12 protein-coding genes are annotated in these 17,889 nt (G+C 32.3%); 5 read left to right on the top strand and 7 right to left on the bottom strand.

Annotated elements, in window-relative coordinates; translation table 11 throughout:
- The first annotated feature begins 154 nt into the window (after window positions 1–154).
- A complete protein-coding gene (locus tag HN894_00315) occupies window positions 155–1,267 on the top strand; it encodes an ATP-binding protein (protein MBT7141748.1) in 1,113 nt (370 codons plus the stop codon).
- 224 nt (window positions 1,268–1,491) lie between these two features.
- Here HN894_00315 and HN894_00320 read toward each other — a convergent pair whose 3' ends face one another.
- From HN894_00320 to HN894_00345, 6 genes are all read right to left on the bottom strand, one after another.
- Entirely contained in the window at window positions 1,492–4,206 is a 2,715-nt protein-coding gene (locus HN894_00320) for a pyruvate, phosphate dikinase (GenBank protein ID MBT7141749.1), read from the bottom strand.
- A gap of 265 nt (window positions 4,207–4,471) precedes the next feature.
- Window positions 4,472–4,792, bottom strand: a complete 321-nt coding sequence (locus tag HN894_00325) for a thioredoxin family protein (GenBank protein ID MBT7141750.1) — start codon at window positions 4,790–4,792, stop codon at window positions 4,472–4,474.
- 28 nt (window positions 4,793–4,820) lie between these two features.
- Entirely contained in the window at window positions 4,821–6,521 is a 1,701-nt protein-coding gene (locus tag HN894_00330) for a DUF262 domain-containing protein (GenBank protein MBT7141751.1), read from the bottom strand.
- A gap of 171 nt (window positions 6,522–6,692) precedes the next feature.
- Entirely contained in the window at window positions 6,693–7,958 is a 1,266-nt protein-coding gene (locus tag HN894_00335) for a PQQ-binding-like beta-propeller repeat protein (protein ID MBT7141752.1), read from the bottom strand.
- Between the two features lie 28 nt (window positions 7,959–7,986).
- Window positions 7,987–12,120 carry a T9SS type A sorting domain-containing protein gene (locus HN894_00340; protein MBT7141753.1) on the bottom strand — a complete coding sequence of 1,378 codons (4,134 nt, stop codon included), beginning with the start codon at window positions 12,118–12,120 and terminating at the stop codon, window positions 7,987–7,989.
- Between the two features lie 809 nt (window positions 12,121–12,929).
- Window positions 12,930–13,073 carry a hypothetical protein gene (locus tag HN894_00345; GenBank protein MBT7141754.1) on the bottom strand — a complete coding sequence of 48 codons (144 nt, stop codon included), beginning with the start codon at window positions 13,071–13,073 and terminating at the stop codon, window positions 12,930–12,932.
- A 284-nt stretch (window positions 13,074–13,357) separates the two neighbouring features.
- On the opposite strand from HN894_00345, the gene HN894_00350 reads away from it, so the two are divergent.
- Together HN894_00350 and HN894_00355 are read left to right on the top strand one after the other, a co-directional pair.
- Window positions 13,358–13,894 (top strand): hypothetical protein, encoded by a 537-nt coding sequence (locus tag HN894_00350; GenBank protein MBT7141755.1) that lies wholly within the window; start codon window positions 13,358–13,360, stop codon window positions 13,892–13,894.
- 325 nt (window positions 13,895–14,219) lie between these two features.
- Window positions 14,220–14,792: a 30S ribosomal protein S16 gene (locus tag HN894_00355; protein MBT7141756.1), complete on the top strand. Its 573-nt coding sequence runs from the start codon at window positions 14,220–14,222 to the stop codon at window positions 14,790–14,792.
- Window positions 14,793–14,899: 107 nt separating this feature from the next.
- Here HN894_00355 and HN894_00360 read toward each other — a convergent pair whose 3' ends face one another.
- Window positions 14,900–15,613 (bottom strand): pyridoxine 5'-phosphate synthase, encoded by a 714-nt coding sequence (locus HN894_00360; GenBank protein MBT7141757.1) that lies wholly within the window; start codon window positions 15,611–15,613, stop codon window positions 14,900–14,902.
- 95 nt (window positions 15,614–15,708) lie between these two features.
- Here HN894_00360 and HN894_00365 point away from each other — a divergent pair, with 95 nt between their 5' ends.
- Together HN894_00365 and HN894_00370 are read left to right on the top strand one after the other, a co-directional pair.
- Complete coding sequence (locus HN894_00365; GenBank protein MBT7141758.1) at window positions 15,709–16,377, top strand: hypothetical protein; 669 nt, start codon at window positions 15,709–15,711, stop codon at window positions 16,375–16,377.
- An 89-nt stretch (window positions 16,378–16,466) separates the two neighbouring features.
- On the top strand, window positions 16,467–17,348 hold the full coding sequence (locus HN894_00370) for an NAD kinase (protein MBT7141759.1): 882 nt from the start codon (window positions 16,467–16,469) through the stop codon (window positions 17,346–17,348).
- Window positions 17,349–17,889: the final 541 nt, after the last annotated feature.

Here is a 17,889-nt window from a genome sequence, read left to right on the forward strand (position 1 = left end):
CTATGAAACAGGGATTAAAATATCTAAATCAGATTTCGAAAAAATTAACATATATAAACATGAATTTCATGGAGAAGATTGGAATTATACTATCAAACCATTATAAGTAGTTGTAGCAATAATATATTTACAATTACTTACAGGACAACGCAGAGTGGGGAAAAGTAAAATTCTGATGCAGATAAGGGATGAACTTACACAAAAAAATTCTGATGCAAATGTAATTTATATCGACAAAGAAAAATATGAATTCGACCATATTGCAGATTATAATGACCTGATGAAATTCGTTTCTCAAAACCGTTCTGATGGTCTGAATTGTCTATTTATTGATGAAGTTCAGGAAATTGCTCAATTTGAGAAAGCCCTAAGGAGTTTACTTTCTGAAGGAAATTTTGATATTTATTGCACAGGAAGTAATGCACAAATATTTTCAAGTAATATATCTACATATTTAAGTGGTAGGCATATAGAAACAAAAGTACACGCTTTGTCCTATCCGGAGTTCTTAAATTTTCATGGTCTTGCAAAAAATATGGAAAGTCTTTCACGTTTTTTGCAATTTGGCGGTCTGCCATATTTGATACATCTGCCCCAAGATGTACATACCATAAACGAGTATCTTACGAACCTAAATTCTACAATCTTGTATAGAGATGTAATAGGCAGGCACAATATACGAGATGTTGTTTTTCTGAATAATCTATTGAAATATGCAGCAGATAATACAGGTAGTTTGCTGTCAGTCAATAATATACACAAATATCTTAAATCTCAAAAAAGCACTAAATCTGTAAGTGTGATTGTAAACTACTTGAATCATTTAGTTGAGGCAAATTTGATAAATCGCACGTGTCGTATGGAGGTGCAAGGTTTAAAAATATTTGAAGCCGGAGAGAAATTCTACTTCGAGGATATTGGCATACGTAATTCAATAATTGGATACAAGGCACAGGATATTAACAAAATAATTGAGAATGCTGTTTATAATCATCTTAATTTAAATGGCTATGAAGTATTTATCGGAAAAATGGGAAACAAAGAAATTGATTTTATTGCACAAAAAGATAATGAACGTGTTTATTTTCAGGTAGCCTACAAGCTTTCTGATGAAAAAGTAATAAAGAGGGAATTTGGAAATCTTGATGAAATTAAAGACCATTACCCAAAGTTTGTTATAAGTATGGATGATTTTCCTATTGAAACTAGTTATAAAGGAATAAAACATAAAAAACTGATTGATTTTTTATATGAAACCAAAAACTGATTTATTCCATTTATAAAACCATATGATTAATACCTATTGCTGATACCTTTGCTTATTGTTTAATGCCAAATCATTTTTATTTTGCGATTCGCATTAAAGATAAGGATGTTTTGTTAAACCTGACAGGTTTGAATCATGAAAAAGACCTGACAAGTTTTTACACATATCAGGTCTTTTTTTATCAAATAAGCTTTAAGATTATTTCCAAATCCCAAAACAGGTTTTTACATTTTTTCTTTAATAGCAGCTTGTGCAGCAGCTAAACGTGCAATAGGTACTCGGAACGGAGAACAACTTACATAGTCCATTCCTACTTTATGACAAAACTCAACTGATGAAGGCTCACCACCGTGTTCGCCACAGATACCCACTTTAAGTTTTGGATTTGAACTTCTACCTCTTGTTGTACCCATTTCAACTAATTGTCCGATACCTTCCTGGTCTAATACCTGGAAAGGATCATGCTTAAGAATTCCTTTTTCAATATAGATAGGTAAGAATTTTCCGGCATCATCTCTTGAATAACCAAATCCCATTTGAGTAAGGTCATTGGTGCCGAATGAGAAGAATTCTGCAACTTCACCAATTTTGTCAGCTGTTAAAGCAGCACGCGGAATTTCAATCATAGTTCCAACCAAGTAATCAATCTTGTTGTTTCTTTCAGCAAATACTTTGTTTATTACAGAACGAACAATTTCTTCCTGCATTTTGAATTCCTCTAAAGTTCCGATAAGTGGAATCATAATTTCAGGAACAGCTGTTACACCTTTCGCTTTAAGATCTAATGCAGCTTCAATAATTGCTCTCGCCTGCATTTCAGTAATCTCCGGGTAGGTATTCCCTAAACGACAACCACGGTGTCCTAACATTGGGTTGAATTCATGAAGATCTTCAACTTTTTGTTTGATTACTTTAACAGTAATTCCCATCTCTTTTGCCATTTCCGTCTGATTTTCTTCCTCGTGTGGAACAAACTCATGTAGAGGTGGATCAAGTAAACGGACTGTTACCGGTAGTCCTGCCATTGCATTGAATACTTCAGTAAAATCTTGTCTCTGAATAGTCAATAATTTGTCTAAAGCTTCTCTTCTTCCAGCCTCATCATCTGCAAGAATCATTTCACGCATTCTGATTAATCTTTCTCCTTCGAAAAACATATGCTCTGTTCTGCATAGACCAATTCCCTGAGCACCAAACTTCCTTGCTACCAGACATTCTCTTTCTGTTTCGGCATTTGTTCTTACTCCTAATCTTCTATATTTATCTGCCAGTTCCATGATATTTCCAAAGTCGCCGCTTAATTCAGGATCAATTGTAGCAATTTTACCTTCATACACTTCTCCGGTTGAACCGTTAAGAGAAATCCAATCACCTTCTTTGAAAGTTTTTCCATTTGCTGTAAATACTCTTGCTTTACCATCGATCTTACAATCTCCAGCTCCGGAAACACAACATTTACCCATACCTCTTGCAACAACAGCAGCGTGAGAAGTCATACCACCACGTGCGGTTAAAATGCCTTTTGCAATATCCATACCTTCAAGGTCTTCAGGAGAGGTTTCGACACGAACAAGGATAGAAACAGGATATTTGCCTGCTTCATCAGCATGGAAAACAACTTGACCTGTAGCAGCACCTGGAGATGCTGGTAAGCCTTTTGCTACAACATTTGCAGATTTGATTGCTTCTTTATCAAACACAGGGTGTAATAGCTCATCTAATTTGTTAGGCTCCTGACGTAGTATGGCAGTTTTTTCATCAATCATACCTTCATTAAGCATTTCCATTGCAATTTTCACCATTGCAGCGGCAGTACGTTTACCGTTACGAGTCTGTAGCATCCAAAGTTTTCCATCCTGAATTGTGAACTCAAGGTCTTGCATATCCTTGAAATAGGACTCAAGATTATTTTGTGTTTCATTAAGTTCATTATATGCTTTTGGCATGTATTCTTCTAATGATGGGAAATTTGATGCTCTTTCTTCTTCAGAAACACCAGCAAGCTCAGCCCACTGAAGCGATCCGGCTTTGGTAATCTGTTGTGGAGTTCTAACACCTGCAACAACATCTTCACCTTGAGCATCAATTAAATATTCACCGTTAAATACATTCTCGCCTGTAGCTGCATCTCTTGTAAAGGCAACACCAGTACCTGAGTTAGAACCCATATTTCCATAAACCATTGCCTGAACATTAACAGCAGTTCCCCAATCGCCAGGTATTTGATTCATGTTACGATAATAGATAGCACGACTGGTATTCCAACTGTCAAATACAGCGCAAACACCACCCCAAAGTTGCTCCCAAGGATCATCAGGGAAGTTGTTGCCTGTTTGAGCTTTGCAGGCAGCCTTAAAATCAATAACCATTTGTTTCAAATCTTCAACCTCAAGCTCATTATCATTCTCAACACCTTTTTTTGCTTTGGCATTGCTTATAATTTCTTCAAAAGGATCGTGATCTTCTTTATTCTGCGCCTCAACACCAAGAACAACACCACCATACATCTGAACAAATCTTCTGTATGAATCCCATGCAAATCTTGCATTTCCTGTTCTTGCAATTAGTCCTTCACAAGCATTATCATTCATGCCAAGATTCAGAACAGTATCCATCATGCCGGGCATAGAAACTCTGGCTCCGGAACGTACTGAAAGGAGACATGGATTTTTGTTACTGCCGAATTTTGTTCCCATTATTTTTTCAATGGAATAAATAGCCTCTTCAACTTCGTTTTTTAATAACTCAATCGTTTCTTCTTGTCCAATTTTATTATAATCGGTACATACTTCTGTAGTAATAGTGAATCCCGGAGGTACTGGAACTCCAATTAAATTCATTTCTGCAAGATTTGCTCCTTTACCTCCGAGCAAATTTTTCATTGTGGCGTTTCCTTCGGCTTTTGTATCGCCAAAAAAATAAACATTCTTTCTTTTCATAATTAATATCTAAGTTATTTTATTCAGATTAGGCTTTTTTTAGCTTAATCATTACAATTCTTATTCTATAATATTTAGTTTTTATAAAATTTTAATTAAGTCGCGAAAATATAAAAAAGTTTTGATTTTTTTAATTTTGATTGGAGAAAGCTATGCAAAAAATTACTTCTTTTTTTCATCAAATTGTAAGTTGTAGTGCAGATGTGAATTTCTTCAAATTAGTGTTATAAATTGGCTTTCAAATATTTGAATTTAATTTAGTATTTTAGTTTGAACCAATTATCATGTTCAAGTATCTATTGACTTTTTGCAAATTGATAAATCCGCTTTCTCTGAACATTTCTTTTCCATTTTCATAAAAAATGACAGTAGGCGAGGTCATAATTAATTGTTGAGCTGCAAGTGCGCGGTGTTCATCTACAACAATTTCGGCAAGTTTAGTCTTGTTTTTTTCGAAAACCATTATCACCTGTGGTTTAATTGTTTTGCAAACACCACATTTGCCTGAACTATAGTAAACTCCTGCACATTTGTTTGATGAAAGGAAATCTTTGTAATCTTGTTCTGTGTTAAGTTTTGTTGGCATTTTGAATGTGTGTTTTTGTAGTTGATTATCATATTTTCCATATTGATTTCGCAAATTTCGCTAATTTGCTTTGATAATTATTTAGATTTGATATATTCCAATCTTCATAATTTAATTCATTATTTGAAAGTTTATATTGACTATTATTATATGCATCTATTTTTTCATTAAATCCCTTATTTCCAATCAATCTATTTTTCTTTTCTTCCAAAAGAGAATAATTTCCTAAACGATATACATATTTATCTGCTTCATTAGAGAACTTTTCATTCCATTCTTCATCATAGTTTTCAGGTAAGATATGTTCAATTGTGTAATTAGAATCATTATCGCTGTATTCTTTATTTGCAATTTGATTCTCTATTTTTGTTAAAATGTATTTAACTAAACTCTTATTTCTTCCGTTAGTTGAAATTGTTTTTGCTTTGAAAGTATTAAAAAATGTATCGTCATTTATATATATCGTATTCAAATATTCTTTTATTTGTGTTATATTAATAATTTCTCCATTACTAATTTCCATTGATATTTTGTTATATACTTTTTCCATAGAATTAGGATTCAACTTACCAATAACATTATATCTAAACGAAATACTAACTAATAATTTTAGAATTTGAGGCAACCAGAGATTGTTATGTTTATTTATGGCAAATAATAAAGGAATAGGTTGACTGACACCAAATAATTTTAATTCTGTTAAAGATTGTCTGATATTTTTTTGATTGGGATGTTCTGACCAAAAATCGTCAGTTGGATTTAATATTGCTGCATAAAGATAAGCCGTTTCTTTTAGTACATCAATCAATTCTATAGCTTGTTTCGGGGTTTTCACCTCTTTTTTTATTTCTTTAAAAAGTCTTTCTTTTCTCACAATTTCTTGTTTCGAGTTGAGATAAAATCTTAAAAAAACAGGAAATTTTTTCAAACCAACAATATCTACAATTTGTTGCCAATTTTCTTTTAAAATTTTAAATTCACTTCCGGTTTTACCCAATGGAGCAACAATCGCAAACAAGTAGTTTTTTAACAAATCTGTGGTAGTAAGTTCAACTCCTCTTGCATTCAATGTTTCAAATACAGTGTAGGCACTTATATCATCATCTACAGTAATTTGAATAAATGTTAATCCATCCAAAGTTTTTTCAAGAAACTTTCCTAATTTTTCACCGTTTACATCCGAAAAATATTTGTTTAATCGTTTGTGAAAATAAATGTAAGCATCATAAATAAGTTTTTCACTATCTCGAAGTTTTGCATAATTAACGGGTTCTTTAAATTCAAGTATCCTTGACTGATAAAAACTATCGTTATTTTCATTTAAGGTAAGTTTGCTTTTATAATATAGATCGGATATTGATTTTTCACCAATGTAAATATCTAAAATCTTTTTTATTCTTTCTTTATTATTTTCAACATCAGTATCTTTTAAAACCAAATTCTTAAGATTCTTTACAATAGCAAGAATATACAAAGAAAGAGTTGTTATTCGTTGTTGTCCGTCAACAACAACAAAAGTTTTCTTTTCTTTCGTATTTTGTAGAACAATTGCACCCATATAATGCTGTGTCTCTTTGTCTTCATATATATCTTTTAAATCTTGCCAAAGATCTTCCCAATTTTCTTCTTTCCAAGAAAAATCTCTTTGAAATTCAGGAATTTTATATTTTTTCCCATTTCCTATTAATTCTTGAAAACTTACTGTTTTAGTATCAAAAATATTTTTCATTCTTCAGTCCTTTTTTCTTCAAAAATAACAAATTTATTCTTAGTTTTTATAATAACTAAGCTTATGTTCCGCTCCAATTTGAGAAATTGTTATTATAGGAACACTTTATTTTATTGAAAATAAGCATTTTAAAACATCGACTCAAAACAATTTTATTTCTGTTACAAAATATCACTTCCCCCGAATGTCATAAGCCATAATAGCATTTTCGTGCCGAACATATAAAATCCCATCATCGATTGTCAAATGAGACCAATGAGGACCTCTGCCATAAGGTACTTTAAAAGTTCCTTTAATCTTAAATTCTTTTGGATTGGCCTCGACTAATGCTATATTTCCTCGTTTTTCGTCGTAGCAATAAAATCGCTCATCGGCGTAGATTATTGAACCTTTAGTGAACCATTCTTTTTCGTAGCTTGTTTTTCCTGTTTCCCAATCTATGCAGCACCAGTTTCCATTAATGTTCGATATCCAATTGGAACCGTATAAATAATTTCCAAGCAAAACTACTCCGCCATGATGAACATCGAGAGTAGTGTCTATCCATTCCTGACTTATAGTTTTCAAATCGTTCGATAATTTGAATTTAACACCAACATGATCGTAACCACTTGTAACATAGATATAACCATCTCTAAAAACTGGGGTGTTAGTATTTGTAAAGGGTGCACCTTCCCAAAGTTCTAAGGCTACTTTATTGCTAATTCCGGCATAATCGTATTTGCTTAAAATTTCCCCATTTTCTGAATCAACCACTATCAGATATTTCGACAGGACAGTAATTATGAGTTTTTTATTTTGGTAATTTACCAATAAAGGAGAAACATAAGCCGGAGTATCATTTAAACTTTCAGATTTCCATAAAGTGTTTCCGGTCAGTTTGTTGAGTGCAATTACTGTGGTTTTCGAACCTCCTGGAGAAAAAATAACTTTATTGTCAACTAATAGAAGTGATTCTGAAATTCCCCAATCGCCAAATGTACCTGCGAAATGCTCGCTTGCTTTTTTAACCCAGATTATTTTGCCGGTGTTTTTGTCCAAACAAGCAATATCGCCTTTTCCGCTCGAAATATAAATTCTGCTTCCCTCAATTGTAGGAGTTGCACGGCTGTGTGTGAATGTGCCGTCCCATGCTCTGCCATAATGTGTTTCCCAAAGTTGTTTGCCAAGGTGGTCAAGTGCAAATAAAACATCCATTGAGTCGGAAATCCCTGTAATATAGCTTATTTTTTCGGAAACTGATGCAGAAGAATAGCCTTTGTATATGCTATCGTTATACCATAAAAGTTCCGGTCCGTTTTCCGGCCATTCTTTCAGCAAATTTGTTTCCTTGTAAATGCCTGTTCTGTTTTCGCCTCTCCATTCAACAATAGACTGGCTATAGCTTATTTTAATAATAACTAAAATAATTAGATTTACTATTTGTAATTTTTTCATCGTAAAGAATTTATTTATATCATTGGGACTAATTATTTCGCCCTTTAATGATAGGAACAACTTTGCTTTCGTTTTTATGAATAAGTTTCAGATAATAGTCTCCGGGTGAAAAATTACTCATATCAATTGTGTTTAATTTGCCAGAAAGTTTCTTATTTAAAATGAGTTTGCCAGAAATATCATAAAGATAAATATCCAGAATTGTTTCATGGCTTAAATTCTCAATGCATAATCGATTATTCACTGGATTTGGGTATATTTTTACTTTTGTAGCTGTAAAATCAACAATTCCACTAGAGATTGTGATGCTTACTACAATTGTATCGCTATTTATACAAAGATTAATATCTTCGACTTCTACAGAAAAGTCGAAAGTTCCTTCACCTAAAATTGCACCATCGACAAGAAAAGTTTGAGCGCTAGAGCCATCTTGCCATAGATATTGAGAAAATCCTAAACCTGCATCTATCAGTAAAGTTTCATTTGTATTAATCGTAGTATCATTCCCTAAATTTATTTGTGGTAAAGGCAAGACACTCAAATCTAAAACAATAATGCTATCACATCCATTAATGTTAATTTCAGCTTGGTAGTAAATTCCGGATTGACTTAGAAACTGGCCATTAAATTCAATCTCTTCACCTTCGCAAATACTGGCAAAATCAAAAATGCTATCAATCAGATTAACAGTTAGTTCAAGATTAATGATGCTATCGCAAGCATAAATGCTTTGCATAGTGTCGTTATAATTCCCAGCTTGTGTGAGTAAATTTCCATTGAAATCGAAGGTTTCTCCATCACAAATTTGAGCAGAAATATTTGTGTTTTCTATAGGATTAACTGTCAAATCTAATTGAACGATGCTATCGCAAGCAAAAATACTTTGCAAAGTGTCGTAATAATTCCCAGCCATACTGAGTAAATTTCCATTAAAATCGAAAGTTTGACCATCGCAAATTTCAGCAGAAATGTTTGTGTTTTCTATTGGATTAACTGTCAAGTCTAATTGAAAGATACTATCGCAAGCAAAAATACTTTGCAAAGTGTCGTAATAATTCCCAGCCACACTGAGTAAATTCCCATTAAAATTGAAAGTTTGACCATCACAAATTTCAGCAGAAATGTTTGTATTTTCAATTGGATTAACTGTCAAATCTAATTGAATGATACTATCGCAAGCAAAAATGCTTTGGAGCGTATCTGAATAATTTCCGGCCAGACTGAGTAAATTTCCATTAAAATCGAAAGTTTCGCCATCACAAATTTCAGCAAAAATGTTTGTGTTTTCTATAGGATTAACTGTCAAATCTAATTGAACGATGCTATCGCAAGCAAAAATAGATTGCAAAGTGTCGGAATAATTTCCTGCCTGTGTGAGCAAAGTTCCAATAAAATTGAAAGTTTGACCATCGCAAATTTCAGCAGAAATGTTTGTATTTTCAATTGGATTAACTGTCAAATCTAATTGAACGATGCTATCGCAAGCAAAAATGCTTTGCAAAGTGTCGTAATAATTCCCAGCCATACTGAGTAAATTCCCATTAAAATCGAAAGTTTCGCCATCGCAAATTTCAGCATCTATTTGGGTTTGAAATATGGGCGAAATTGAAACATGGAGCAAAACTGTGCTATCACAGCCAAATTGAGAACTTGAATTAATCAAATAATCGCCGGCAGAAGAAATCGTAATTGTATCTATTTGAATGCTTTCGCCTTGACAAAGTGAAATATATTCCTCTGTAGAATAAGATTGGTGTTCAACAACATTTAAAGAATTTGAAAAAATAGAACAAGTAGAATCAGATGCCTCAACCGAATATATCCCGCTACTGTCAACAAATAGTGTGTTTAATGTATCATTCAAAAGTACCTGATTATCTTTATACCATTGATAATGAATTGTAGTATCAGAACTGAATGCTTCGATTTGAACGGTTCCCCCTTCGCAAAAATCAGTGATTCCGCTAATGCTAATAGTAAATGGGCAATTCACTTCAAGATTTTTGCTCAACACGATTTTATCGGCATAAGCGAAACCAAGCATAACATCAAAATCTCCATCGTTTTCATAATCAACCACTTCTATTGGTGTTATCATTGATAGGTTTTGATTCCACACTTCCTTTGAAAGACTACCGGCACCATCATTCCTGAATATTCCATACTCATAGATTGAACTGTTTGTAAAACCGCTATAGCCGGTACAATATACAATGTCAATATCGTTATCATTATCAAAATCGACAGTATCTATCCCAAATAAGCGATACTCATAGGCTAAAGTGTGCTTTGTAAACTGCCAATTTCCAAGATTTTCATAAAAATATAAGCTGTCTAAATAGTCATCTACAGCAAGAATATCAATGTCTTGATCACCATCAAAATCACAAACTTCAAAATCCTCACACAGTACATTATCAATATGTTCTATCCCAAAACCATTGCCGGTATTGCTAGCAATCTTTAGCGTACTCGAAGTGTAATAATACGAGGATATCACAATATCTACCAAACTGTCACCATTCATATCTGCACCCCGCATACTGCGTCCGGCACGCACATCTTCTTCAATCTCGTGTAATGTAAAATTTTCGCTTCCATCATTCTCTAACCATTGTGCACCAGTATTTCCACTCTGAGTATATAACCAAAAACAAATCACAGCAACATCTTTGTCGCCATCGCCATCATAATCTTCAATCCAGATATCTCTTGGGTCATTCACAGAAGTGCTAAGGTGTGCCATTGTGAAATTTCCCCATCCATCGTTTTGCCACCAGGTAACACGGTCATCATCGCTGGAGGCTGAAATAATATCCATGTCGCCATCATCATCTAAATCATTAATGCGAACTACATAAGGCTCTTCATAATTGCTAATTAGTTCATGTTCTTTAAAAATATCATCTCCTTTGTTTTCGAACCAAACAATCCGGTCGCCAACATTTGAAGCAGCAGCAACATCCTGATCGCCATCGCCGTCTAAATCTTTCATCTCGAAAGCACGGGGCGAATCGAACTTAACAGAAAGAACATCTTGTGTAAAAGATTGGTTTCCATCGTTTGTCCAAACTGATAAAAGAGCATCGTAATAATCTATATGTACAAAGTCTTTGTGATTTTGATTATCGAAATTTCCAATTGCAATGTCATAAATATAGTTCAACTCATCGTAAATAAGCGAGCCCGAACTAAATGAATAACTGCTCGTAGAACCTTGACCTTGAAAGTAATATATCTCTTGATCGTTTTGAGAGCCTGCAATAATGTCTTTTTTACCGTCTTCGTTTACATCATATAAAGCCATTCCTCTTACTCCATCAAAATTTGTCATAATATTGGTTTCTGTGCTAAAACTATACGACGAATTATTTTTAAGCCAAACCAATTTGTCGTCGGATCTATCTGCAACTAAAATATCGAAGTATCCATCATTATTTATATCATCAACTATTATTTCAGTTATGATAGAGAAATTATTGTTTAAAGTTATCATTGAAAAATTATTGTTTCCATCATTTTCTAAACATCTTACCGAGGAAATACTCGTATTTGTGTATGCACGACCAAAAAATATATCCCAGTCATTATCTCCACCCATATCGGCTATTTGAAATTGGTTTACATAAGAGCCAATTTGGCTTTGTGTAAAATTAAATAATCCATCGTTTTGCAACCAATACAATTTGTCGGTTGATGAGGAGCTAACAAGAATATCTATATCTAAATCATTATCAATATCAAAAGCCTCAACATAATATGGATCATCAATTACACCGCTAATGAAATGATATGTAAAATTTTGGTTTCCGTCGTTTTCCAACCAAGCAATTTGTGGCATCCCATTGTTGCCTTGGCCGGTGAAAAATATATCTTGATCGCCATCATTTTCCCAGTCGAATAGCGAAAAACGTGAAAAACTATATAAGCTATCTATCAAAGAATGCTTATCAAATTGTGCATTACCAATATTTTTATACAAAAAGAATTCTTTATATCCCATAGCCAGAAAATCATCTAATCCATCGCCATCGAAATCAATTGTTTCAACTTGCATAGGGTATTCAAAATTTTGTGATACAAATATTTCTTCAAAATTCTGCGAGAAAGCAGCAGATATGTTTAACAACAAAATACATAGGGTAAAAATTGGTCGATTCATTTTTTATAATTATTTAATTCATATATTTTTAAGTTCTAAAAAATTCAAAATAAAAAAACGCACGTAAAATTAAGTAATTATTTCGAGCCTTTATGTAAAACATCTATTCTTTATTCTGGCTAAATCTTTTTTTGAGGTGCTGGAAATTAACTTTCATCCTATAATTATGAAATATCAAGTTCAGTTTATTGTCCTATCATTTACTTTTGTCTTGACACAAAAGTAACAACGCCTATAATTTTTATCAAAATTATTTTGGTGGGAACAACTATTGAAAATTGCCGATAAACAATGAAATTCTCGTTTTCTGAAAGTAAAAATTTCATTATATAGTTTGCTGCAACTTTATTGCTATGGTGGCATCAGAGAATTTTGGGAACAATACTTTTTGAAAATACTGGCGGTGGGCACAGCTAAGCAAATAACAAGCCCTCCAACAATTATGGGAAAAACACATTTAGATTGATGAAATTCAGGGTGATAATTAGTAAATTCAAGGAAAAAGGGCGACTTTACTTGCGGGGAGGATTGAGAAATTTGTATTGTCCTAAAATTATCTGTAGCCTTGATTTTTGTTTCTTTTTATCAAGAAAAAGAAAACAAAATTAATCTAAATAGTTAATATTCAGTACGCAATAACATGTAAAAATGCAAATCGGACTTTAGCCTTTTACAAATTCAATTTACCTTTAGATGACAAAAAAGGCTATTTTCATGAAACTTTCGAAAGAGTTTGTTTCATAAGGTTTTCGAAGAACAGCCTATGATAATGCATTTTAGCATTTTAAATTAAAGATAGCTGCCACCCGCTATCGCGGATTTGCAATCCGTGCGTCTATTAATGTCATAAGCAATTTTATAGTTTTTATGAGTAAAATATCCCCACTTCCTACTGTCGTCAATGCAATAACATCTGTTTTATCAACACCATGTGTTTTGTATTTGTCAAACATGCAAAGATATTTATATCAACAATTAAAGTTTGTGGGCGTTCTTAGATGTACGGATTGCAAATCTGTGCTAGCAGGGGGTAAATTCAAATACAAAATCCTGACTGACCTAAAAAGCTGAATGGGAAAGCTATATCTCCACTAATTATAGCAAAGTTATTCCCTGGTGATTTTTTTGTTGCATTTGCGACTTGAATTTACGAATTGCTGATTTTGAATGATAGTGACTAAATATTTTATAAAAAAAGCTAACTTTGTAGCTTATTAATTAATTTAAATTGAGTAATATGACAAAGTTTATTTCAATACTAGGATTCTTATTAGTAGTTACTTCATTAACTTTTGCCCAAAAAAAATGCAAATTAGAAAAGAATGAAATTGATCCAATGTCAGAGCAGAAATACTTGTTAAGTAAAAATCTGGCAACATCAGTGAGTAAAGATTATTGGGAAGGGACATATTTTCTATCGACAAGCATTGAATTTTCTAATAATGAGTTTTTGGTTCTTCCCAAATTAAAATTACCCGGGATTTTGCCTGATAATAGAATAAATAATTGTAAAATTGAAGTTAAATTGGAAAATGGGCAATTAATTTCTGTTAGCACCGAAGAGTTATTCAATTCAGAATTTAAAGCAGGTTCGGTATCAACTATTAATTTTAAGTTTCAGTTTAGTCGAAATGAGATTGAATCTCTGTCAAAAAGTGAAATAAAAGCAATAAAACTTTATTATAATACTTTTGATGTTACTTTTCCCATCGCAAAAAAGAGGGCTAAAAAATTCAATCAACAAATTAGTTGTATTTTGTTGGAATCAATGTAAAATTTTGTCCCATACTAGCGCGGATTTGCAATTTATGTACCAATTATAGCTATAATACAGCATTTTGCAATGTCTTCTCATACAATATCTACTCAAGCAAGAGTGGTCATAGTGGTAAAATATGCTTTATCAGGTTCATGTGTTTTGTATTTGTCAGATATTTAACAAAGATAGATATTTTTCTCCACAATTAAAGGTTTGTGGGTGTTCGTAGATGCACGGATTGCAAATTTTAAAAAAGTAAAAAAAATTGTATTTCATTTAAAAAGAAATATTTATCTTTGCCGGCTAATTTTTTGAAATAATAATTAAATAAAAACGTAAGATGCCTGTTAAAATTAGATTATCGAGACACGGTAGGAAAAAGCGATCGTTCTTCCACATTGTGGTAGCCGATGGCAGAGCGCCACGAGATGGCAAGTATATAGAAAAGTTGGGATACTATAATCCAAATACTAATCCTGCAACCATTGAAATAAATTTCGATGAAGCAGTAAACTGGCTACAAAAAGGTGCTCAACCTACAGAAACATGTAAAACAATTTTATCCTACAAAGGAGTATTATTTAAGAATCATTTAATTCGAGGAGTAAAAAAAGGTGCCTTTACCGAAGAAGTTGCTGAAGAAAAATTCAACGACTGGCTGGAAGACAAAGAAGCAAAAATTCAAGCAAAACGTGACGAAATTGCCGATGAGGCTAAAAAAGATAGTAAAAAACGTTTGGCTCAGGAAACCAAAGTTAATGAAGCTCGTGCTCAAGCTATTGCTAAAAAGAATTCCGATATAGCCAAAGAAGCTGAAGCCGCTATTGAAGCTGCCAAAGAAGCAGAAAAAGAAGCTACCGAAGCAAAAAATGTTGAGGAAACTGAAAACGAAACTGAAACTAAAGCTGAATAGTTTTAAAAGAGACCTAATATATTAGAAAAGCCCAAAGTATTTTACTTTGGGCTTTTTTTGGTTATTGGCTAGCTTTTAGCCTTTAGCTAATTGTAACCAGCCAACAGTTAGTTCAACAACTCAAGATAACTAAAAATTGTTTTCTCAAGCCCCAAATACAAAGCATCAGAAATTAGAGCATGACCTATTGAAACTTCAAGTAAGCTCGGAATATTTTCTGCAAAATATTTAAGATTATCTAAGTTTAAATCGTGGCCGGCATTTATTCCTAAACCTAAACTATTAGCCAATTTTGCTGCTTCTATAAATGGAAATATTGCTTTTTCTTTATTTGAAAAATAATTTTCGGCATATGGTTCTGTATAAAGTTCAATCCTATTTGTTCCGGTATCTACAGCATTTTTTAAATTTTCAGAATCGGTATCTATAAAAATTGATGTACGGATATTTACCTCCTGAAAAGTTTTAATCACTTTTTTTAGAAATTGCTTATTTTTTAGAGTATTCCAACCTGCATTTGAGGTGAGAGCGTCGGGAGGATCAGGAACTAAAGTAACTTGTGCCGGTTGTGTTTTCAGAACTAAATTTATAAATTCTGTCGATGGATAACCTTCAATATTAAACTCGGTTTTAACAATGGGCTTCAAGTCTCCTACATCGCTATATTTTATATGCCTTTCATCGGGGCGAGGGTGAACGGTAATTCCTTGAGCTCCAAAAGTTTCGCAGTCTTTTGCTACTTGCACTAAATTGGGAATATTTCCGCCACGAGCATTTCTAATAGTAGCAACTTTGTTTATATTTACGCTAAGTTTAGTCATATAAATAATTGTTAAATTTCTTAATTTTTTTTACAAAATTAAGAAAATTGGTAAATTGCAATCGAAAATATTACGAATAAATAGATTTTAATTTAATGTTGGCAAAAAGCTTAATATCGGAAAAAATTCCTGCTGTAAAATCAGATGCATTAGGAGTTGAGATTCTGAATATTATGGAAGTGAATGAAGTTTCATATATCCCTTGTATTGAAAATAACATTTTCTTAGGATTGATTTTTAAAAATGAAATTACGAAATATTCTCTTGAAAATAAGGCTATTAAGAATTTTAATTTTCCGCTTATAAAACAATTCGTTTACGACGACCAGCATATTTTTGAAGTAATCGAAAAATTTGTAAAATTGAGTTTACAAGCAATTGCAGTTTTTAATAGAGACAATGAATATTTTGGAATTATTTCGACTGAGACTTTAATAAATGGATTTTCAAAACTTACCTCTATGCAAGAACCGGGAGCTTTGATTGTTATTGAAATGAATGCAAATAACTATTCTCTCCATGAAATCTCGCAAATTGTGGAAGGAAACGATGCAAAAATATTGACACTTTATATTGAAACCCAGGCGGGTAGTAACACTGTAGAACTAACTTTAAAAATTAATACAACAAATTTATCGCCGATTATGCAAGCATTCGAACGATTCAATTATTCGATAAAATCGACATATTTCGAAGATGAACAGATGAACAATTTCTATATGAACAGATATGATGAATTTATGCATTATATTAATATCTCATAGAATTCTGATGGTCTGATTGTAAATCTCTATAAATGACAAATATGAAGCTGAATGCCTGATTTTCAAACTATAAACAAAATATCTTTTCAATGAAAATTACCGTTTACGGACAAACTATAAACAAAGGGTTTTATCAATCAATAATTGATTTTTTCGAAAAACTCAAAAAGAACAAGATTGAAATTTATGTTTTCAAAACATTATATGAATTTTTGCTGAACGAATTAAAATTTAAACCTGAAATTGCAGGCACATTTAGCGAAAATGATGAAATTGACAATGACGTAGATTTTATGTTTAGCATTGGAGGCGATGGTACTTTCTTAGAAACTATTCATTATGTAAAGAAAAACAACATTCCTGTGGTAGGTATAAATAGCGGAAGGCTTGGATTTTTGGCAGATATTTCAAGTGAAGAAATATCAAATGCTATTGATATGATTTTATCAAAACAATACTCAATTGAAGAAAGAGTTTTGCTGGAACTACATACCGAAAATAATTTGTTTGGTCGATATAATTATGCATTGAACGAACTTACTGTACATAGAAAAGATACAGCTTCGATGATCACTATCAATGCCTATTTTAATAATGAATATCTAAATACCTATTGGGCAGACGGTTTGATTATTTCAACACCAACCGGCTCAACGGCATACTCACTAAGTGTTGGAGGTCCAATTGTAATTCCAAATTCACAGAATTTTATTATTACTCCAATTTCGCCACACAATCTGACAGTTCGACCAATTGTTGTACCGGACGACAATGAAATTACACTAAAAGTAGAAAGTAGAGTTAAAAACTATCTTGTTACTTTAGATTTTCGATCGCGAATAATTGAGCCATCTGTTGAATTAACAATAAGAAAAGCAAATTTCACTGTTAAAGTATTGAAATTGAATAATCAAAATTATTTCAAAACCTTAAGAAATAAATTGATGTGGGGAGCTGATAAGAGGAACTAAGTTAATTTTGAAATATATAGCTTTTGATGTCAGACATTTATAAAATAAAAGATCGGAATTATAAATCTTTAGTTAACAATAGGAAATGAATGCCGATATAAAAAATTAGCATGAAATGAAACCATATGGACGACATGTCTGCGTGAGTGGGTGAAACAAAAAGAAATAACAATATGAGAACAATTTTTTTTTATTTAGCATTTAAATTTTCCTTATTGGCTACAAATATTGATTCGCGAATAAAAGAGAAGTATCATAAGTACCCAACTATTAAGTATTGTCACAATTATTCAGGAGGGTTATTTGAAGAATATTCTGATTGGCTTTATTTCGATGATTTTAATTATTTCAAACTATATTCATCATACCCAAAAAAAAAGAATAGTTTCTATATTATTGGCTTAGCCTGATTAATTCATAAACTTTTTTTTCATAAACGTTTCTACAATTTTCATGCTCAAATATATTAACATTGATGAGTTTTAGTTAATTTTTTTATTCAATTTTAAATTTTACCGAATTTTATTTTGAATGATTCTAA

This window comes from Bacteroidota bacterium, assembly GCA_018692315.1.
GTDB lineage: Bacteria > Bacteroidota > Bacteroidia > Bacteroidales > JABHKC01 > JABHKC01.